Annotated in this window: 19 protein-coding genes; 18 read left to right on the top strand and 1 reads right to left on the bottom strand. The window is 36.4% G+C overall.

The features are described from left to right. Positions 1-330: 330 nt before the first annotated feature. The 5 genes from ACQKNR_RS24140 (at position 331) to ACQKNR_RS24120 (ending at position 6,004) form a co-directional block, all read left to right on the top strand. Positions 331-2,058, top strand: a complete 1,728-nt coding sequence (locus ACQKNR_RS24140; RefSeq protein ID WP_427321321.1) for an ABC transporter substrate-binding protein — start codon at positions 331-333, stop codon at positions 2,056-2,058. A 103-nt stretch (positions 2,059-2,161) separates the two neighbouring features. Further along, the gene (locus ACQKNR_RS24135) at positions 2,162-3,118 is read left to right on the top strand and encodes an ABC transporter permease (protein ID WP_427321319.1); all 957 of its coding nucleotides are present in this window, start codon (positions 2,162-2,164) and stop codon (positions 3,116-3,118) included. Between the two features lie 12 nt (positions 3,119-3,130). Next, positions 3,131-4,051 (top strand): oligopeptide ABC transporter permease, encoded by a 921-nt coding sequence (gene opp4C / locus ACQKNR_RS24130; protein WP_427321317.1) that lies wholly within the window; start codon positions 3,131-3,133, stop codon positions 4,049-4,051. A gap of 10 nt (positions 4,052-4,061) precedes the next feature. Continuing rightward, on the top strand, positions 4,062-5,042 hold the full coding sequence (locus tag ACQKNR_RS24125) for an ABC transporter ATP-binding protein (protein ID WP_427321315.1): 981 nt from the start codon (positions 4,062-4,064) through the stop codon (positions 5,040-5,042). Next, positions 5,039-6,004, top strand: a complete 966-nt coding sequence (locus ACQKNR_RS24120; protein ID WP_427321313.1) for an ABC transporter ATP-binding protein — start codon at positions 5,039-5,041, stop codon at positions 6,002-6,004. The genes ACQKNR_RS24125 and ACQKNR_RS24120 overlap by 4 nt, the downstream gene beginning before the upstream one ends. A gap of 125 nt (positions 6,005-6,129) precedes the next feature. Here the strand turns inward: ACQKNR_RS24120 and ACQKNR_RS24115 are convergent, their stop codons facing one another. Continuing rightward, positions 6,130-7,002, bottom strand: a complete 873-nt coding sequence (locus tag ACQKNR_RS24115; protein WP_427321311.1) for a Cof-type HAD-IIB family hydrolase — start codon at positions 7,000-7,002, stop codon at positions 6,130-6,132. Between the two features lie 450 nt (positions 7,003-7,452). Here ACQKNR_RS24115 and ACQKNR_RS24110 point away from each other — a divergent pair, with 450 nt between their 5' ends. The 13 genes from ACQKNR_RS24110 (at position 7,453) to ACQKNR_RS24050 (ending at position 19,496) form a co-directional block, all read left to right on the top strand. After that, positions 7,453-7,560 carry a DUF3948 family protein gene (locus tag ACQKNR_RS24110; RefSeq protein WP_000664237.1) on the top strand — a complete coding sequence of 36 codons (108 nt, stop codon included), beginning with the start codon at positions 7,453-7,455 and terminating at the stop codon, positions 7,558-7,560. Between the two features lie 35 nt (positions 7,561-7,595). Then, positions 7,596-7,712 (top strand): DUF3948 family protein, encoded by a 117-nt coding sequence (locus ACQKNR_RS24105; RefSeq protein WP_000654250.1) that lies wholly within the window; start codon positions 7,596-7,598, stop codon positions 7,710-7,712. A gap of 34 nt (positions 7,713-7,746) precedes the next feature. Then, positions 7,747-7,863, top strand: coding sequence for a DUF3948 family protein (locus ACQKNR_RS24100; RefSeq protein ID WP_000654250.1), 117 nt, complete (start codon positions 7,747-7,749; stop codon positions 7,861-7,863). A 43-nt stretch (positions 7,864-7,906) separates the two neighbouring features. Further along, entirely contained in the window at positions 7,907-8,014 is a 108-nt protein-coding gene (locus tag ACQKNR_RS24095; protein WP_000664237.1) for a DUF3948 family protein, read from the top strand. A 44-nt stretch (positions 8,015-8,058) separates the two neighbouring features. After that, positions 8,059-8,169 carry a DUF3948 family protein gene (locus tag ACQKNR_RS24090; RefSeq protein ID WP_325785686.1) on the top strand — a complete coding sequence of 37 codons (111 nt, stop codon included), beginning with the start codon at positions 8,059-8,061 and terminating at the stop codon, positions 8,167-8,169. 375 nt (positions 8,170-8,544) lie between these two features. Further along, positions 8,545-9,663, top strand: coding sequence for a 4-hydroxyphenylpyruvate dioxygenase (gene hppD, locus ACQKNR_RS24085; protein WP_259416654.1), 1,119 nt, complete (start codon positions 8,545-8,547; stop codon positions 9,661-9,663). A gap of 66 nt (positions 9,664-9,729) precedes the next feature. Further along, a complete protein-coding gene (locus ACQKNR_RS24080) occupies positions 9,730-10,686 on the top strand; it encodes a fumarylacetoacetate hydrolase family protein (RefSeq protein ID WP_427321308.1) in 957 nt (318 codons plus the stop codon). Then, entirely contained in the window at positions 10,652-11,824 is a 1,173-nt protein-coding gene (locus tag ACQKNR_RS24075; RefSeq protein ID WP_427321306.1) for a homogentisate 1,2-dioxygenase, read from the top strand. The genes ACQKNR_RS24080 and ACQKNR_RS24075 overlap by 35 nt, the downstream gene beginning before the upstream one ends. A gap of 222 nt (positions 11,825-12,046) precedes the next feature. Further along, positions 12,047-13,462: an amino acid permease gene (locus ACQKNR_RS24070; protein ID WP_427321304.1), complete on the top strand. Its 1,416-nt coding sequence runs from the start codon at positions 12,047-12,049 to the stop codon at positions 13,460-13,462. Between the two features lie 108 nt (positions 13,463-13,570). Next, positions 13,571-14,842 (top strand): MDR family MFS transporter, encoded by a 1,272-nt coding sequence (locus tag ACQKNR_RS24065; RefSeq protein ID WP_427321302.1) that lies wholly within the window; start codon positions 13,571-13,573, stop codon positions 14,840-14,842. Between the two features lie 236 nt (positions 14,843-15,078). Beyond that, on the top strand, positions 15,079-16,164 hold the full coding sequence (locus ACQKNR_RS24060) for a D-alanine--D-alanine ligase (RefSeq protein ID WP_427321300.1): 1,086 nt from the start codon (positions 15,079-15,081) through the stop codon (positions 16,162-16,164). Between the two features lie 60 nt (positions 16,165-16,224). Then, on the top strand, positions 16,225-17,601 hold the full coding sequence (gene murF / locus ACQKNR_RS24055; RefSeq protein ID WP_427321298.1) for a UDP-N-acetylmuramoyl-tripeptide--D-alanyl-D-alanine ligase: 1,377 nt from the start codon (positions 16,225-16,227) through the stop codon (positions 17,599-17,601). Between the two features lie 305 nt (positions 17,602-17,906). Further along, positions 17,907-19,496: a DEAD/DEAH box helicase gene (locus tag ACQKNR_RS24050; RefSeq protein WP_427321296.1), complete on the top strand. Its 1,590-nt coding sequence runs from the start codon at positions 17,907-17,909 to the stop codon at positions 19,494-19,496. The last annotated feature ends 114 nt before the right edge of the window (positions 19,497-19,610 follow it).

Below are 19,610 nucleotides of genomic sequence, written 5' to 3'. Positions count from 1 at the left end.
AGATTTATAAAAAGCTATATCAGGAGTTGAGTGAAGATAACTAAAACGATATGTAGATGAGTTTACCTAAATTAAAGATAAAACAATATTTTTAAAAAATTCTCAAAATTTTTATATAGAAAGAATTGACAAAATATAGTGGAAGATATAAGCTAATAACCATAAAGTCTACCGGAAAGGTCGGAATAAGATTGTTACCCCTCAAAAACATCTATTTTTTTACGGTTAAAACCGACTTTTCCGATTGGCTATAAAATGTTGCTGTGGGAGGCATACATAGGGCAAGCAGTTCATAAGGTGTAATTATTAAAAAAAGTTAGGGTGGGGACAATGAAGAAAAAGACAAAAAAATGGGCTGGTGTATTTTCGGTATTAATGAGTAGTTCGCTTGTGTTATCTGCTTGTGGGGGACAGGAGGATACGGCTTCTACAGAACCGGTTAAACAGCAAGATTTAAAAAATATAAAAATTGAAAAGATCGCTGCGACAGATAAAACGAAAGTACCAGATAAAGCGAAGAATAGAAAAGATACTTTTATTTCTGGTATCTCAAAGCCTGGAGGAGTTTTCTTACCTTACTTTCAAGAGAATGGTTGGGATGGCAATGTGACATCGGTTATTTTTGCTTCCCTTGTTACAACAGATAAACAAGGAAAACCGGTACCAGATCTTGCTGAGAAGTGGGATGTTTCTTCAGACCAATTAACATATACATTTCATTTACGTAAAGACTTGAAATTTAGTGATGGATCGCCATTAACTGCTGACGATGTAGCATTTACATTAACACTTCTACATGATAAAGCGTATGAAGGCGGCGATGATATTTCACAATATGCAATTAAAGGTGGAAAAGAATATAAAGAAGGAAAAGCGACGTCTATTGAAGGGATTCAAGTTGTTGATCCACAAACAATTAAAATTACGACTGAAAAAGTTAACTCACAAGCGCTAATTGCTTTAGGTGGTCCAGTATTATCGAAAGCTTATTATGGAAAAGAGTATAAACAAAATACTAGTCTTGATTACTTAAAAGAGTTATATGGAAAACCGATAGCTGCGGGGCCATATAAGTTCGAAAAGTATATCCCAGGGCAGGAAGTTCGTTTTATAGCAAATGAAAATTATTATGCAGGTAAACCAAAAATCCAAAACTTTATTTATAAGATTACTTCACCGGATACAAAATTCCAATTATTCCAAACAGGTGAGATAGATTATACAGGAGTAGGGTACGGGGATGAAATTTTAGAACAAGTGAAGAGTTTACAGTTTGCAAATGTTGAAATAGAGACGGCTGCTTCATTTAGTTATATAAGAATGAATAGTAAAAAAGCATATTTAAAAGATAAGAAAGTTCGTCAAGCCCTTATTTATGGATTGGATCGTAAAAAATATGTAGATACTGCTTTCAAAGGATACGGTACAGTAGCTAATGTTCCAATTCACCCAACATCTTGGGCTTATACAGAAGAGGGAATTAATAAGTATGAATATAACTTAGATAAGGCAAAGAAATTATTAGATGAAGCTGGATGGAAAGTTGGTTCAGACGGGATCCGTGAAAAGGATGGTCAAAAACTTAAATTAACGTATTATGGTGCAAGCTCAGCAAAAGACGGTGATTTATTTATTCCGATAGCAAAAGAGAACTATAAAGAATTAGGTGTTGAATTCAACCCTGAATTTATGGATTTTAATACGATGCTGTCAAAAGTGAAAAAAGGAGATTATGATTTAGCTTCTGTTGCAACACCAATTACAACAGATCCCAGTGAAACTGTAGGCGGTTACTCCTCAGAAGGTGATGATAATACTCTAGGATATAAAAATGAAAAAGTAGATGCATTGATTAGAAAAGGAATTGAAACTGTAGATATTGAGAAACGTAAACCGATTTATAAAGAACTGTACAAAGAACTAAGTGATGATCCACCAGTAATTTTATTGAATTATCGTAGAATCATCACAGCTTACAATGGAAACATTAAAGGAATTGATCCTGAGAAGTATGACAGTATTAGTTCGAACTCGCCAGCATTATCTATTGAAAAATAACGAGAAGAATGTATAAGTAGAAGACATTTTTTCATTCGGCTAGTAATATGCTGATTCGAAAAAATGTTCTTCTATTTTAAGCATAAGATTGGAGAGAAAAAGGGTGAAAACGTATATCGTTCGTAGGTTGTTACAAATGATTCCTACACTTTTTGGAACATCAGTTGTTATTTTCTTCCTGTTCGCACTTCTTCCAGGAGATTATATTGATTCGAATCCTAAGATTACACCGCAAAGGGCGGCAGAGCTTCGGGAATTGTATGGATTAAATAAGCCAATTATTGAGCGTTATTTTCATTGGTTAGGTAATGCATTGCAAGGGGATTTCGGTTTTTCACTTCAATATCAAGAGTCTGTGACGTCATTATTAAATAAATTTATTTGGAATTCTTTCAGTGTAGCAGTTATTGCGTTATTTTTTATTTGGCTAATTGCACTTATTATCGGTGTATTTTCAGCGACAAAACAACATTCTTTATTCGATAAGCTTGTAACAATTGGTATCTTTGCAGCGATGTCATTTCCTTCATTTTTTATAGGCCTGTTTCTAATTAAGGTGTTTGCAGTTGATCTTAAGTTATTACCGATAGGTGGAATGATTGATGTTGGTAGTAATTCAACCGGGTTTGTTTATGTGATAGAAGTTGCAAAGCATATGGTGTTACCGGTATTTATTTTGACTCTTCTTGGTGTGGGCTCATTAACTCGTTACTTTAGAACCAGTATGTTAGAGGTTGTAAGGCAAGATTACATACGAACAGCACGAGCAAAAGGGTTAAAAGAGAAGACTGTTATTTATAAGCATGCATTAAAAAATGCCATTTTACCGGCTATTACATTGCTTGCGTTTGAGTTACCTGGATTGTTTTCTGGGGCAATTATTATTGAACAAATTTTTAACTGGCCAGGGATTGGCGGTATTCAATTAGAAGCATTAAATTTTCGTGACTATACAGTATTGATGGCATTTACGATGTTTCTTTCTTGTTTAACAATCGTTTCAAACTTTTTAGCAGATATCGTATATGCAGTTGTTGATCCGCGAATTCGGTTGAAGTAAAGGGGGAAAGAAATGGAGACTGTTACAGCAATTACAGAGAAAAAAGAAAAAAAGAGAAGAAATGAATCGTCGCCATGGCGACAAGCTCTTAAAAGGATAAAGAGAAATAAGATGGCGCTCGTAGGATTTTATGCATTAACTTTTATGTTTTTATTTTGTTTTATCGGTCCATTCTTTTCGCCATATGCATCGGGGAAAATACAAGTTGCGTTAATTAACAAACCACCTAGTTTTTCTCATTGGCTCGGTACAGATCAATTAGGAAGAGATATTTTAACGAGACTTATGCAAGCGGGGCGTATTTCATTAACAATTGGCCTAGCTTCAATGGTTTTATCAGTTATACTTGGAGCTTTATTAGGAGCTATCGCAGGTTTTTATCGTGGTATTGTAGACAATATTATTATGCGTCTTGCAGATATTTTAATGTCGATGCCGGGATTACCGTTGCTTATTATAATGGGAGCTATTTTATCAGAATGGAAAGTACCGTCTGATTATCGTCTTTATGTCATTATGATTATTTTAAGTTTAGTAGGTTGGCCAGGACTTGCACGTCTTGTAAGAGGTCAAATTTTATCTCTTCGAGAGCAAGCGTTTATGCAAGCTGCCGATGTTTTAGGAATAAAAGATTACCGGAAAATTATATATCATTTAATCCCCAATGTTTTACCGATATTAATTGTGGTATCCACATTAGGTGTAGCAGGTTCCATTTTAGGAGAGTCCGCACTAAGCTACTTAGGTCTCGGAGTCGTCCCACCTACACCATCATGGGGGAACATGATTAGTGCGGCTAACTCATTAATCGACTTCCAAAAGCGTCCGTGGTTATGGATCCCGCCCGGTTTTGCAATTTTTATAACAGTTGTATCAATTAATTTACTTGGTGATGCACTTCGTGATGCGTTAGATCCAAAGATGAGACGGTAGGTGAGGAAATATGAGTAAAGCAGTAGTAGAGCTGAAAGATTTACAAACACACTTCCAGACAGAAGAAGGGACAGTAAAGGCTGTTAATCATGTTAGCTTTGCAGTTCGAGAAGGGGAAACAGTTTGTGTTGTAGGTGAATCGGGTTGCGGGAAGAGTGTAACGGCTTTATCTATTATGGGGCTTATTGCTGAATCAGGAAGTGTAGTAGGTGGAGATATTTTATATGAAGGAAAAAGTCTTTTAGGTATGAAAGAGAAAGAACTTCGTAGTTTACGAGGCAATGATATTGCAATGATTTTCCAAGAACCGATGACATCGCTAAATCCTGTCTTCACTGTAGGGGAACAAATTGTAGAAACGTTAAGGGAACATGAATTACTTAGTAAAAATGAAGCATATAAGAAGGCAATTGAATTAATTCGTAAAGTTGGCATAGCTCGCGCTGATGAAATTGTCCATTCTTATCCGCATGAACTGAGTGGAGGCATGTTACAACGCATTATGATTGCTGTTGCGCTTAGTTGTAATCCTAAATTATTAATTGCAGATGAACCGACAACAGCTCTTGATGTTACGATTCAAGCTCAAATATTAGATTTACTAAGACAAGTAAAAGAGGAATTTAAAACATCGATCTTATTAATTACACATGATTTAGGCGTTGTAGCCGAAATGGCGGATTACGTTGTTGTTATGTATGGTGGAAAAGTTATTGAGGAAGCTCCAGTACTAGAGATATTTCAAAATCCGAAACATCCGTATACGAAAGGTTTGTTGAAATCAAAGCCGGTAATGGGAAAACGAATAGATAAACTATATTCTATTCCAGGGCAAGTTCCGAATTTAGTTGGCTTAGGTGAATTCTGCTATTTTAGCGGTCGTTGTGAGCATTGTATGGAAATATGTAAAGAAGAAGCACCAAATCTGAATGTACATGATGAGAACCATAAAGTGGCTTGCTGGTTATATGAGGAGCGTGCGGAACAATGAGTGAACCATTATTAGAAGTGAAAAACTTAAAGACGTATTTTCCGATTAAAGGTGGCATATTTAGTAGAACGATTGGACATGTAAAAGCAGTTGATGGAGTAAGTTTTACTATTAATAAAGGCGAAGTGTTCGGCCTCGTTGGAGAATCAGGAAGTGGAAAAACAACGATAGGGAAAACAATTTTACGTCTCGTCCAAAAAACGGAGGGGGAAGTGAGGTTTAAAGGGCACGATGTTTATTCTTTATCTAAGGAGGAATTGAGAAAGCATCGCCCTAATATGCAGCTCGTCTTCCAAGACCCATTTAGCTCATTAAATCCAAGAATGAGAATTGGAGAAGCGCTTGGTGAGCCGATGTTGGCGCACGGACTAGCGACGAAAGAAAATGCTCGTGAAAAAGTGATAGAAGTGTTGGAGTTATGTGGCTTAGCTCCATATCATATTGACCGGTATCCTCATGAGTTTTCTGGTGGGCAACGTCAGCGTATCGTTATCGCAAGAGCTATGGTATTAAATCCGGAATTTATTGTAGCTGATGAACCTGTGGCAGCGCTAGATGTATCTATTCAAGCACAAATCATTAATTTATTTAGTGAATTACAGGAGAAAAAGGGATTATCTTATTTATTCATTTCACATGATTTAAGTGTAGTGGAGCATTTATGTACGAAAATCGGGATTATGTATTTAGGAACGATTGTGGAGACGGCACCGCGTGATGAGTTATTTATGAACCCGCTTCATCCGTATACAAAAGCATTGTTATCAGCTGTGCCAATACCAGATCCAACAGTGAAGCGAGAACGAATTATACTAGAGGGGGATATTCCAAGTCCAGCGAATCCACCTTCAGGTTGTCGTTTTCATACACGCTGTCCGTTTGCAACAGATGTTTGTAAAAAAATTGTACCAGAATTTCGTAATGTTGGTGATGATCATTTTGTTGCTTGTCATCACGTATAAAAGAAAAGGACTCTTTCAATTTGAAAGAGTCCTTTTTTATCCCGCATTAACTGCTCGTAAAAGCCTGATTGGTTCAACTAATAATCAGAGAGGATGGACAACCATCCTCTGATTAAAGTTTCGCTTTATTTACTAGATGAAGGTTGTTTTAATACAAATTGCTCGATTGCATGGGCAACACCATGTTCATTGTTTGTTAATGTTACAACGTCACATAGTTTTTTTACATCTTCTTCAGCATTCCCCATTGCTATAGATAAACCAGCAACTTCTAACATTGGTACATCATTAAAATTATCACCGATAGCAACTGTATCTTCAATTGGAATGTTAAAATGGACTGCCATTTGCTTTAGTCCATTTCCTTTATGTCCGTTCCTATCCATAATTTCTAAATTAGTAGGAGCCGATGCGGTAACCATAATGTCAGTGTCTTCTTGTAATATACGTAATAGCTGTGCGCGATGCCCTGCATTAAATGTTAAAATGAAGAATTTAGATATTTCTAGTTCTCGGTTATTTACAACATCTTCGATTTTTTGGAAATCTGTAATTAGGTTGGATTTCTTTTGCTTTTCTGTAATCCGCTCAAGCTCTTCTAACGTAACATCTAGCGCATGCTTGTTTTCTTCGAACGCCTGCATAACTTGATCTTGCCATGTATATGGAGAATAAACCCCTTTATTCGTATATAGTTTATATGGAAAACCTTCAGATTCTAGTAATTTTGCAAGCTTGTACACTTTATCGTTTTGTATACACTGCGAGTTAATTACTTTTCCATCCACATAAACAATTGCCCCATTGCTTGCTCCAACTGGAAGAGATAATTGATATTCTTCCAATAGTTTTAAAGCATCCTCTTTCGCACGGCCAGAACAAATCATTACAATATGTCCAGCTTCTTGTGCAGTTTGGATTGCTTGTAAGTTCCTTTTGGAGATTTCAAGGTTAGATGATAGTAGTGTACCATCCATATCTAATGCGATTAATTTCAAAATGACCACCTCTTTGTCTTCATTATACATAGTTATATAGAGGAAACATATAAACTTATCTTGGAAAGAGAGGATTTTATCCTGCATTAACTGTCAGTAAAAGTTCAATAAATTCAACGTTATTCATTAGGGTTTTACTTCGGTTTATAACAAAAATAGAAAGGGATACGATTATATTTCGTTTCATGTCTGTAATGTTACATTAATGTTACAAACATAAATCTAGTAGAAAATGCATTAAAACAAGGTTTTTCGAGGTAGTTATAAAAAAACGTAAAAAAAGTGTAATAAAATTTACGTAATTATATTGCAACGTAATAATAGTTATGTTACATTAATGTTACAAACGTTACGTTATTAACTTCAATGTAACGATAACATAAAAACTATGAAATAAACATTTCTTAGAAATTACATATAGATAACTTATTCAAAGGGAGGATAAATGATATGAAAGAGCAAGTATTGCAAGTAACAAAAGGTGATTTCGTAGGATCAGCAAGCGGAGCAGTAGTATTAACAGCATTAATCGTATTTCTATCAAGCGTATTAGTATAACAGAAGTTTTGTAACAAAAGAGAAAAGAAGGGAGAATGAAAGATATGAAAGAGCAAGTATTACAAGTAACAAAAGGTGATTTCGTAGGATCAGCAAGCGGAGCAGTAGTATTAACAGCATTAATCGTATTTCTATCAAGTGTATTAGTATAATAAGAGTTTTGTAACAAAAGAAAAAGAAGGGAGAATGAAAGATATGAAAGAGCAAGTATTACAAGTAACAAAAGGTGACTTCGTAGGATCAGCAAGTGGAGCAGTAGTATTAACAGCGTTAATCGTATTTCTATCAAGCGTATTAGTATAATAGAAGTTTTGTAACAAAAGAAAAAGAAGGGAGAATGAAAGATATGAAAGAGCAAGTATTACAAGTAACAAAAGGTGATTTTGTAGGATCAGCAAGCGGAGCAGTAGTATTAACAGCGTTAATCGTATTTCTATCAAGCGTATTAGTATAATAGAAGTTTTAAATCATACAAATAATGAAAGGAGAATGAGGAATATGAACAGTGAACAAGTGTTACAAGTAACAAAAACAGATTTATTAGGATCATTAGGTGGAGCAGTAATATTAACATCATTTATTCTATTCCTTGCAAATGTATTAGTATGAAACATATAAATACAATTATTCAAAAAAAATAAAGACTCTAACGTATTGATAAGTAGTTAATATGTTAGGGTCTTTTTTATTTTCTCCCTATATATCTTTAAGTGTTAATATTATTCCCTTATCCCGCTATTTGCGGGCAGTAGACTCCCGCCTCAAAATGAGGCTGAACAAAACCACTGTTGATTTTACTTCAAAGAGAAAAAAGTCGAATTTTATATGTAAGAAAAAAAGAGGAATTTGACAGAAAAGATAGAAAATTTTAAAAGTCAGAATTTGTTAGCTTGCTAACTAATTTCTATTAATCGATGTTGGAAGCGTTTTCGGTTAGGTTTAAGTATGAACCATTTAATCTATTTACAGGGGGATGAGGATTTTATGAAACAAAAATCTATGGATACGCTAGCTGCACAAATGGAGGACTTTTTTCCGGTACGTGATGTAGATCATTTGGAGTTTTACGTAGGAAATGCAAAGCAATCAAGTTATTATCTTGCGAGAGCATTCGGATTCAAAATTGTGGCTTACTCTGGATTAGAAACTGGAAATCGTGAAAAGGTATCTTATGTTCTTGTGCAAAAAAATATGCGTTTCGTTGTGTCTGGAGCTTTAAGTAGCGATAACCGTATTGCAGAGTTTGTAAAGACTCATGGTGATGGCGTAAAAGATGTTGCATTACTTGTCGATGACGTTGATAAAGCATACTCGGAAGCAGTAAAGCGTGGTGCCGTCGCAATTGCTCCACCTGAGGAGTTAACAGATGAGGACGGTACATTGAAAAAAGCAGTTATTGGTACGTATGGTGATACAATTCACACGCTTGTAGAGCGTAAAAATTATAAAGGAACATTTATGCCTGGATTCCAAAAGGTGGAGTTTAATATTCCATTTGAAGAGTCTGGTTTAATTGCTGTAGACCATGTAGTTGGTAACGTTGAGAAAATGGAAGAGTGGGTTAGTTATTACGAGAATGTTATGGGCTTTAAACAAATGATCCATTTCGATGATGATGATATTAGTACAGAGTATTCGGCGTTAATGTCAAAAGTTATGACGAATGGAAGTCGTATTAAGTTCCCTATTAACGAACCAGCAGATGGAAAGAGAAAATCACAAATTCAGGAATATCTAGAGTTCTATAATGGAGCAGGTGTACAACATCTTGCTTTATTAACGAGTGATATTGTTAAAACAGTTGAAGCGCTTCGTGCAAATGGTGTGGAGTTTTTAGATACACCTGATACTTATTACGATGAGTTAACTGCGCGAGTTGGAAAAATCGATGAGGAAATTGATAAGTTAAAAGAATTAAAGATTTTAGTAGACCGTGATGATGAAGGCTATTTACTGCAAATCTTTACGAAACCAATTGTAGACCGTCCAACTTTATTTATTGAAATCATTCAACGTAAAGGTTCTCGTGGATTTGGTGAAGGGAACTTTAAAGCATTATTCGAATCAATTGAAAGAGAACAAGAGCGTCGCGGAAACTTATAAGATTTGTATCCACCAGCAAGAATTCTTTTGCTGGTGGAAATTTCATTTTCATAGGGAGGAATTATGATGAAATTTGTTACATTTCGTCTCCCTTCGAAAGAAATGCGAGCTGGGTGGCTTGAAGGTGACAAAGTAATCGATATGAATCTTGCTAGTGACGGAAAAGTCCCTTCCTCTATGCTCGCCTTTTTAGAGAAAGCGGATGAGTATGTAGAATTGCTGCGTAATAGTAAGAATCCAAACAGGGGTATATATTCCTTAGAAGAAGTACAATTGACAGCTGCTCTTCCTAATCCGGGTAGCATTCGAGATTTTTACGCATTTGAACAGCATGTAAAAACAGCTCGCGGACGAAGAGGACTAGATGTTGTACCTGAATGGTATGATGTCCCGGTTTTTTATTTTACTAACCATCGTGCTGTTATTGGTCCAGATGATTTTGTAATTGGTCCGAAGAAGTCTAAAAAGCTTGATTATGAATTAGAGATTGCTTGTGTAATCGGAAAAGAAGGACGAAATATTTCTCGTGAGCAAGCAGAGGAATATATTTTTGGTTATTGTATTATGAACGACTGGAGTGCAAGGGACATACAAGCAACAGAAATGAAGGTAGGGCTTGGACCAGCAAAAGGAAAAGACTTTGCAACTTCATTAGGAGCGTATCTCGTTACGAAAGAGGAATTAGACATTTATCGTAATGGTAATCGATATGATTTAGAGATGACTGCTCACGTGAATGGGAAACTATTATCAAAGGGAAATTTCCAAGATATTTACTATACGTTTGCTGAAATGATTGAACGTGCTTCACAAGACGTGACCTTATATCCGGGAGATGTGATCGGTTCTGGAACAGTAGGAACAGGATGTATTTTAGAACTTGGTACAGAAGAGTGGCTACAAGATGGAGATGTTGTAGAGCTGTCGATTACTGGTTTAGGTACGTTACGTAATACGGTCAAAAAAGACATGAAAGCAGGTGATGGGCATGTTTTATCGTCACATGGGGGAGCTACCTCATAAACGACATGTACAATTTCGTAAAAAAGATGGAGCGCTTTATCGTGAACAGGTAATGGGAACGAAAGGTTTTTCTGGTACGCAGTCTATTTTGTACCATCATTATATGCCAACGGAAGTAGGCCATGCGGCAGTATCTCATTCTTGTCAGTTGCAGTATGAAGAAGATGTAGCTCTTGCACATCGTCATTTTCGTACGAAAGAAAATAAAAAAACTGGTGATGCGATAAGCGGAAGAAACTTTATGCTTGGGAATGAGGATTTATTAATTGGAGTAGTGACTCCAACAGAAAAAATGGACTATTTCTACCGTAATGGTGACGGCGATGAAATGTTATTCGTTCATTATGGAACAGGAAAAATTGAAACGATGTTTGGAACGATTCATTATCGAAAAGGTGATTATGTAACGATTCCAATTGGAACGATTTATCGTGTTATTCCAGATGAGGGAGAGACTAAGTTTCTTGTTGTAGAGGCGAATAGCCAAATTACAACGCCGCGTCGCTATCGCAATGAATATGGGCAATTGTTAGAGCATAGTCCGTTTTGTGAAAGAGATATTCGTGGCCCAGAAAAATTAGAGACATATGATGAAAAAGGCGAATTTGTCGTAATGACAAAATCAAGAGGCTATATGCATAAACATATTTTAGGGCACCATCCGTTAGATGTTGTTGGATGGGATGGTTACTTATATCCATGGGTCTTTAATGTAGAGGACTTTGAACCAATTACAGGGCGCATTCACCAGCCACCGCCAGTACATCAAACATTCGAAGGACATAATTTTGTTATTTGCTCTTTCGTACCACGTTTATACGATTATCATCCAGAATCAATCCCAGCACCATATTATCATAGTAATGTTAATAGTGATGAAGTACTTTACTATGTAGAAGGTAACTTTATGAGCCGAAAAGGTGTGGAAGAAGGCTCTATTACACTACATCCAAGTGGGATTCCCCATGGGCCGCATCCTGGGAAGACAGAGGCAAGTATAGGGAAAAAAGAAACACTTGAATTAGCCGTTATGATAGATACATTCCGTCCGCTTCGTATTGTAAAACAAGCACATGAAACGGAAGATGAAAAGTATATGTATAGCTGGATTGAAGAAGGATCATATACTGTAAAATAAGTAAAAAGAGGCATGCTCAATAAGGGAGCATGCCTCTTTTGTATGTATAATAATACCAAAAAAGGTGATGGGAAGATTCGCAGAAAGAATAATAAGGATATTGTATATTCCGAAAGGTTTCTACTTATTTCGACAAAAGTATTGACTGTAAAAAGCGTAGTGAGTAAAATGAAAAAGCGAATTAAAAATTTTCAGAAAATTTAAAACTTGGAGGAGCATGTTATGAAGCAAATTTTTCAAAAGAAGCCTATTGCAAAGTTAATGCAAGAGAGTAAGCAAAAGACGTTAGCAAGAACATTGGGTGCACTGGATTTAACTATGCTTGGAATTGGGGCAATTGTTGGAACGGGTATTTTTGTTCTAACGGGCGTGGTAGCAGCAAAACATTCTGGGCCAGCTATTATATTATCATTTGCAATAGCCGCGTTAGCTTGTGCCTTTGCTGCATTTTGTTATGCTGAATTTGCTTCTTCAGTTCCTGTCTCAGGCAGTGTGTATACGTACACATATGCGACGATGGGAGAGGTATTCGCATTTTTAATTGGATGGGACTTAATGCTTGAGTATTTACTTGCTACTTCTGCTGTAGCAAACGGTTGGTCCGCTTATTTTCAATCTTTATTAAAGGGATTTGGAATTCATATTCCGACGATTCTTTCTTCGGCCCCTGGTACAGGGAAAGGTGGGATAATTGATTTACCTGCAGTTTTAATTATTTTAGTGATGACAGTTCTTTTATCTCGGGGCGTTCGTGAGAGTGCACGTGTAAATAATATTATGGTATTTATTAAGCTAGCAGTTGTTCTTATTTTTATCTTTGCTGGTTTTAATTATGTGAAGCCTGAAAACTGGACGCCTTTTATGCCATTTGGTTTAGACGGTGTAATGGCTGGAGCTGCTACGGTATTTTTCGCCTTTATAGGGTTTGATGCAGTTTCGACAGCTGCAGAAGAAGTGAAACGTCCGCAACGTGATTTACCAATCGGCATTATTGCATCTTTATTAATTTGTACTATACTTTATATCGTTGTTTCACTTATTTTGACAGGAATTGTTCCATACGGACAGCTAAATATATCAGATCCGGTTGCTTTCGCACTTCAATTTATTGGACAAGATAGTTTAGCGGGGGTAATTTCAGTAGGAGCAATTACAGGAATTACAACAGTAATGCTAGTTATGATGTATGGGCAAGTTCGTGTTTCATATGCGATGAGCCGTGATGGTTTGTTGCCAAAGCGTCTTGCTAAAGTTCACCCTAAATTTAAAACACCATTTTTAAATACATGGACAACTGGGATTATTGCGGCACTGATTTCAGGATTAATAGATTTAAATGTTTTAGCGCACCTTGTAAATATGGGGACATTATCAGCGTTTGCGCTCGTAGCTGTTGCGGTAATTGTAATGAGAAAGACTCATCCGGATTTACCAAGAGCATTTAAGGCGCCCCTTGTACCATTTTTACCAGCGTTAACAGTAATTTTTTGTTTATATTTAATGCTTCAATTATCAGGGACAGCGTGGATTAGTTTTGGAGTATGGATGGTTATCGGCATTGTGGTTTACTTCTTATATAGTCGAAAACATAGCGCTTTAAATAATAGTAAAAAAGAAGATGATGTAGCGAATTTATAAGTGGGAAAATCCATTCTAATTCTATTAGGATGGATTTTTTGTTCTGAAAATTTACATTTTTCAGAATGTATTGTAAGATAATTGTTGGCTAACCAAAGGGGTGAAATGATGAAAAATACGTGGCGTGAGTTAAGGGAGATGGATCGTAACGTATGGATTCGATTTATTGGAGAGACGTTAAATGGAATTGCGATGATGATGTTAATGCCTTTTTTTGCATTGTATTTAAAAGATAAGGTAGATTCTTTACTGCAAGTTGGTGTTATTATGGCGCTTTCTCCAATTGCTGCAAGTTTTGGATCACTTATAGGGGGGAGAATTGCTGACATATATGGAAGAAAGCCAATTATGATATTTTCGATGGCGAGTAATGCTGTATTAATGCTTGGCTTTTTGTTTATAGAAGGGTTTATTCCATACGCCATTTTATCAATTTTTTTAGGACTAAGTAATTCTCTATTTCATCCCGCAGCATCAGCAATGGTCGCGGATGTAACGGCACCGGAAAAAAGAACAGAAGCATATGGTTTATTGCGAATGGGACACAATATAGGTGCTGCGATTGGTCCAATAATGGGGGCATCGGTAGTTGTTTTGTCAAAGAACCTTGTATTTATTATTGCCTCGTCTACGATGTTGTTTTATGCATTACTCGTATTACTGCTTATTCAAGAGACAATGCCAAAGGGAATTAATAAAGAAGAGAATAAAGAAAAAGAATCTGGCGCGGTTTGGAAAATTGTAATGAGAGATAAGGCATTGATGATTTATTTATTAGCAGGAATCGTTATTTCTATGGGCTTTTCTCAGACGGAAGGAATGTTGCCGCTCCACTTTGATAACGAAATGAAGGGTATTTTTGGAACTAACAATCCATATCCGTATTTAATGGCGTTAAATGGACTATTAGTTGTTTTATTTCAATTTCAAATTTCAAAATGGGCGACAGATAAACCTGTCGGAAAGACAATGTTATACGGTGCGTGTTTGTTCGGGATTGGTTTGTTTTTTATAGGATGGCTACCGAAGTGGTTTGGAGAATTCGATGCGAATGCTACGATTATTTTAATGACGTTACTGTTCGTTTATGCCATATATACGTTAGGTGAGATGATTATGTCGCCTGTACAGATGACGTTTGTAGCAAATTTGGCTCCAGAACATTTAAGAGGAACTTACATGGGGGCGGCAAGTTTGCAATGGATTACAGGAAGTGCGTTCGGTCCACTTCTTGGTGGTTTTTTATTGGATCGATTGCTTGGACATCTTCTATTTACAATTTTAAGTGTAGGATGTGTAGTGGCAGGGCTTGTATATGTCTCTTTAGACCGTCTTGTTGAACAAAGACAAAAAGATACTTTAACCAAACAATCTTCTTAATAATAGATGACATACACAAAAAGGAGATTTCTACATATTTTAGGTACATAACTAGATTAGATTGCAATTTCATTTTGTGTAGTTAGGAAGAAAATGAAATAAAAAAGTGTAGAAAACCAATAAGTGGTGTCATTTAATTATTTGTGGAAGTTACATTTTATTTCAAATAGGAACTACCTATTTTTATAAAAAGTGCTAAAATAGAAAAATGAAAACAATTGGTTAGGGTGATTTCATTGACGAAAATTAAATTAGGTTTATTATATGGTGGAAAATCAGCTGAGCATCAAGTTTCGTTACAGACGGCTCTTGCTGCTATTAAAGCGTTAAATCAAGATAAATTCGAGATTCATCCGATTTATATTACAGAACAAGGTCAATGGGTACGCGGTGAGCGTATTGAAGGTGAAGTGACAGATGTTGAAGCTTTAAAAATGAGCGGTGCAGAAAATGCAATTTCTCCGTTATCATTAAGCACGGAAATTATTCCATCTGCAGCTTCTGAGGAAGATGCTATCGACGTTATTTTCCCATTACTACATGGACCAAACGGTGAAGATGGAACAGTTCAAGGGTTATTAGAATTAATGAACATTCCTTATGTAGGAAATGGTGTTCTAGCATCATCTGCCGGTATGGATAAAGTTGTTATGAAAAATATCTTTGCAGAAGCTGGTTTAAAACAAGCGAAATATGCATCTTTCATACGTAGTGCATGGGAGAAAAATCGCGAAGAAGCTTATGATAAAGTAGAAGAGAAGCTAGGATATCCTTGCTTCGTAAAACCAGCAAACCTTGGTTCAAGTGTTGGTATTAATAAGTGTAAAAATCGTGAAGAACTTGAGAGTGCTTTTGAAGAGGCATTCCAATTCGACCGCAAAATTATTGTAGAAGAAAATATCGTAGGTCGTGAAGTTGAAGTTGGTGTATTAGGTAATGATGAGCCGAAATGTTCAGTTGTAGGTGAAATTGTACCGAAAAAAGATTTCTATGACTACAAGTCGAAATATATTGATGGTGACACAGCGTTAATTATTCCAGCTGAAATGACAGAAGAAGAATCTAATGTAATTAAGCGAGATGCAATTATTGCATTCCAATCTTTAGATGGTGCGGGTTTAACACGAGCAGATTTCTTCTTAACGAAAGATGGAGAAGTATATATTAACGAAGTAAACACAATGCCAGGGTTTACACCGTTTAGTATGTTCCCTCTATTATGGCAACATACTGGATTACCGTATCCGGAATTAATTGAAGAGCTAATTAGCCTAGCGCTTGAGCGTCACGAAGAAAAACAAAAAATTAAATATACAATCTAACAAAAAAGGAGGAAGCACTATTCGAAGGAATAGTGCTTCCTCTATGTAAGGAGTGTTTGTATGATAAAGCGAACGTTAAAACAAGTAGAACAGATGGTAAATGGTACTGGATTAGCAGAGCAGTATGAGGGCATTACTATACAAGGAGTGTCTATTGATACGAGAAAAATCGAAAAGGGAAATTTATATGTTCCGATTCAAGGTGACCGTTTCGATGGACATGCTTTTGTAGATAAAGCTATTGAAAATGGAGCTGTTGCTACATTATGGATGAAAGATGTAGCAAATCCGCCTGAGAATCTTCCTGTTATTTTTGTAGAAGATACGTTATCAGCGTTACAAATGTTAGCGAAAAACTATCGTGATCAACTGGATGTTAAAGTTGTAGGTGTAACGGGAAGTAACGGTAAAACATCTACGAAAGATATTGTAACAAGTCTTCTTGCAATTAAATTCAAAGTTCAAAAAACAGAAGGAAATTTCAACAATCATATTGGTTTACCCCTTACTATTTTAAACCTAGAAGAAAATACAGAAGTTGCTGTGTTAGAAATGGGTATGTCAAGCCGAGGAGAAATTGAATTCTTATCTAAGTTAGCTCGTCCTAATGCAGCTATCATTACGAATATTGGTGAGGCGCATTTAATGGATTTAGGATCTCGTGAGGCAATTGCTGAGGCGAAATTAGAAATTGTTACAGGATTACAAGAAGGTGGAGTGTTTGTATATAACGGAGATGAGCCGTTATTAACGAATCGTGTTCCTGGAATGAATTTAGTAGCTGAAACAGTTACATTTGGTGATGCGAGAGCAAATGATTATTATCCAACTGCTGTAACATTACAGGCGACTGGTACACATTTTAAAATGAATAGAGATGAAAATATTTCATTCTATTTACCAGTGTTAGGGAAACATAATGTGTATAATACCCTAGCTTCTATGGCAATTGCGAAACATTTTGGTGTAACATGGGAAGAGATGAAACAAGGTTTAGTAACACTTCAAATGACAGGTATGCGTATGGAAATTGTAAAAACAGATAGTGGATTAACAATTATCAATGATGCTTACAATGCAAGTCCAACAGCTATGGAGGCGGCATTCCATTTAATGAACGGTTTAGATGGATTTGCTCAAAAAATCGTTGTACTCGGTGATATGCTAGAGCTTGGAGATCAAGAAGTTCAATTTCATTATGAAGTAGGGAAATTAATTGACCCAGCAAAGATCGCATATGTATTTACATTCGGTAGATTAGGGGCTCAAATTGCTGAAGGAGCAAAAATTAATTTCCCTGTAGAACGCGTAAAGGCGTATGATAATAAAGAAGAACTTGTAAAAGATTTACAAAAAGTAGTTAGTAAAAAAGATGTTGTATTAGTTAAAGCATCTCGTGGCATGAAATTAGAAGAAGTTATTACGATGTTGAAATAATTGGTGTATATAAATAGGGATGATAGCTACGAAAATAGTGGAAACTTATAATAAGCGCTTACAGTAAACATTAAAAAATAAAAGTGAAGAAAAAAGCTCTGAATATGAAAATAAGGTAACAGTTGGGTTTGCTTTTTACACATACAAAACTTATAATTGATAAAGTGTAATAACGTTTAGAAGTATTTTCGTGTAGAATATACGCCCGTTTATATACGTGAGCATTCAGGAAAAGGGCTTTTCCGCCAATTCGGAAAATGCCTTTTTTTAAATGATAAGTATAGGATAGAAAAGGAGAAGTAACATTGACAACATTTCGAGAATTAGGATTAAGTGATTCTTTACTGCAATCTGTTGAAAGTATGGGCTTTGAAGAGGCTACGCCGATTCAAGCTGAAACAATTCCACATGCATTGCAAGGTAAAGATATTATTGGGCAAGCACAAACAGGTACAGGGAAAACAGCAGCATTTGGATTACCGCTATTAGATAAAGTAGATACTCGTAAAGAAACAGTTCAAGGTATTGTTATCGCGCCAACGCGTGAATTAGCAATTCAGGTTGGAGAAGAACTATACAAAATTGGTAAACATAAGCGTGTTCGTATTTTACCAATTTACGGTGGTCAAGATATTAACCGCCAAATTCGCGCTCTAAAAAAACACCCACACATTATTGTTGGTACGCCGGGTCGTATTTTAGATCATATTAACCGTAAAACACTTCGTTTACAAAACGTAGAGACTGTTGTTCTTGACGAAGCGGATGAAATGTTAAACATGGGCTTCATTGAAGATATTGAAGCGATTTTAACAGATGTGCCAGAAACACATCAAACGTTACTATTCTCAGCAACAATGCCAGACCCAATCCGTCGCATTGCTGAGCGTTTCATGACTGAGCCTCAACATATTAAAGTAAAAGCAAAAGAAGTAACAATGCCAAACATTCAGCAGTTCTATTTAGAAGTGCAAGAAAAGAAAAAGTTTGACGTGTTAACACGCTTACTAGATATTCAATCTCCAGAGCTTGCGATTGTATTCGGTCGTACAAAGCGTCGTGTTGATGAATTATCAGAAGCATTAAACTTACGTGGATATGCAGCAGAAGGTATTCATGGTGATTTAACTCAGGCGAAACGTATGTCTGTATTACGTAAATTTAAAGAAGGTTCTATCGAAGTTCTTGTTGCGACAGACGTTGCTGCACGTGGTCTTGATATTTCAGGTGTAACACACGTATACAACTTCGATATTCCACAAGATCCAGAATCATATGTTCACCGTATTGGTCGTACAGGTCGTGCGGGTAAAAAAGGTATTGCAATGCTATTTGTAACACCACGTGAATCAGGACAATTAAAAAATATCGAGCGTACAACAAAACGTAAAATGGATCGCATGGATGCACCGACACTTGACGAGGCACTAGAAGGTCAACAACGTTTAATCGCAGAAAAACTTCAAAGCACAATTGAAAATGAAAACTTATCATACTACAAGCGTATTGCAGAAGAAATGTTAGAAGAGAATGACTCTGTAACAGTAGTAGCTGCTGCTTTAAAAATGATGACAAAAGAGCCAGATACAACTCCAATCGCTTTAACATCAGAACCACCAGTTGTTTCAAGAGGTGGCGGTTCTAAAAAACGCGGCGGCAACGGAGGCGGATACCGTGATGGTAACCGTAACCGTAGTCGTGATGGACGCGGCGGTGGCGATGGTCGTAACCGTGATCGTAACCGTGATGGTCGTAATCGCGATGGTAACCGTGACCGCAATCGTGATGGTAGCCGTGATGGCAACCGTGGCCGTAGAGGTGAAGGTCAAGGTCGCCCTGGATCTTCAAATGGACGCGGCGAAAGAAAACATCATAGCCGTAAGCCACAAGCTTAATAAAAAAGAGAATGCCGACTGCAGTGACCCCTGTCAAGTAGACAGTATTTAAAAAGCGCAACTAAGCAACCTGAGTTCTATATTTATATGGACTCAGGTTATTTAATTTCTTTT

Origin of the sequence: Bacillus sp. NPDC094077 (assembly GCF_050279465.1) — a bacterium.
Classification (GTDB): domain Bacteria; phylum Bacillota; class Bacilli; order Bacillales; family Bacillaceae_G; genus Bacillus_A.
The sequence above is the reverse complement of the archived record's forward strand: the minus strand, read 5'-3'. Positions and strand labels throughout refer to the sequence as shown.

Coding starts and splice junctions, on each gene's coding strand:
- ACQKNR_RS24140 (WP_427321321.1), top strand. CDS start 331: ATGAAGAAAAAGACAAAAAAATGGGCTGGTGTATTTTCGGTATTAATG.
- opp4C (WP_427321317.1), top strand. CDS start 3,131: ATGGAGACTGTTACAGCAATTACAGAGAAAAAAGAAAAAAAGAGAAGA.
- ACQKNR_RS24125 (WP_427321315.1), top strand. CDS start 4,062: ATGAGTAAAGCAGTAGTAGAGCTGAAAGATTTACAAACACACTTCCAG.
- ACQKNR_RS24120 (WP_427321313.1), top strand. CDS start 5,039: ATGAGTGAACCATTATTAGAAGTGAAAAACTTAAAGACGTATTTTCCG.
- ACQKNR_RS24110 (WP_000664237.1), top strand. CDS start 7,453: ATGAAAGAGCAAGTATTGCAAGTAACAAAAGGTGATTTCGTAGGATCA.
- ACQKNR_RS24105 (WP_000654250.1), top strand. CDS start 7,596: ATGAAAGATATGAAAGAGCAAGTATTACAAGTAACAAAAGGTGATTTC.
- ACQKNR_RS24100 (WP_000654250.1), top strand. CDS start 7,747: ATGAAAGATATGAAAGAGCAAGTATTACAAGTAACAAAAGGTGACTTC.
- ACQKNR_RS24095 (WP_000664237.1), top strand. CDS start 7,907: ATGAAAGAGCAAGTATTACAAGTAACAAAAGGTGATTTTGTAGGATCA.
- ACQKNR_RS24090 (WP_325785686.1), top strand. CDS start 8,059: ATGAACAGTGAACAAGTGTTACAAGTAACAAAAACAGATTTATTAGGA.
- hppD (WP_259416654.1), top strand. CDS start 8,545: ATGAAACAAAAATCTATGGATACGCTAGCTGCACAAATGGAGGACTTT.
- ACQKNR_RS24080 (WP_427321308.1), top strand. CDS start 9,730: ATGAAATTTGTTACATTTCGTCTCCCTTCGAAAGAAATGCGAGCTGGG.
- ACQKNR_RS24075 (WP_427321306.1), top strand. CDS start 10,652: ATGTTTTATCGTCACATGGGGGAGCTACCTCATAAACGACATGTACAA.
- ACQKNR_RS24070 (WP_427321304.1), top strand. CDS start 12,047: ATGAAGCAAATTTTTCAAAAGAAGCCTATTGCAAAGTTAATGCAAGAG.
- ACQKNR_RS24065 (WP_427321302.1), top strand. CDS start 13,571: ATGAAAAATACGTGGCGTGAGTTAAGGGAGATGGATCGTAACGTATGG.
- murF (WP_427321298.1), top strand. CDS start 16,225: ATGATAAAGCGAACGTTAAAACAAGTAGAACAGATGGTAAATGGTACT.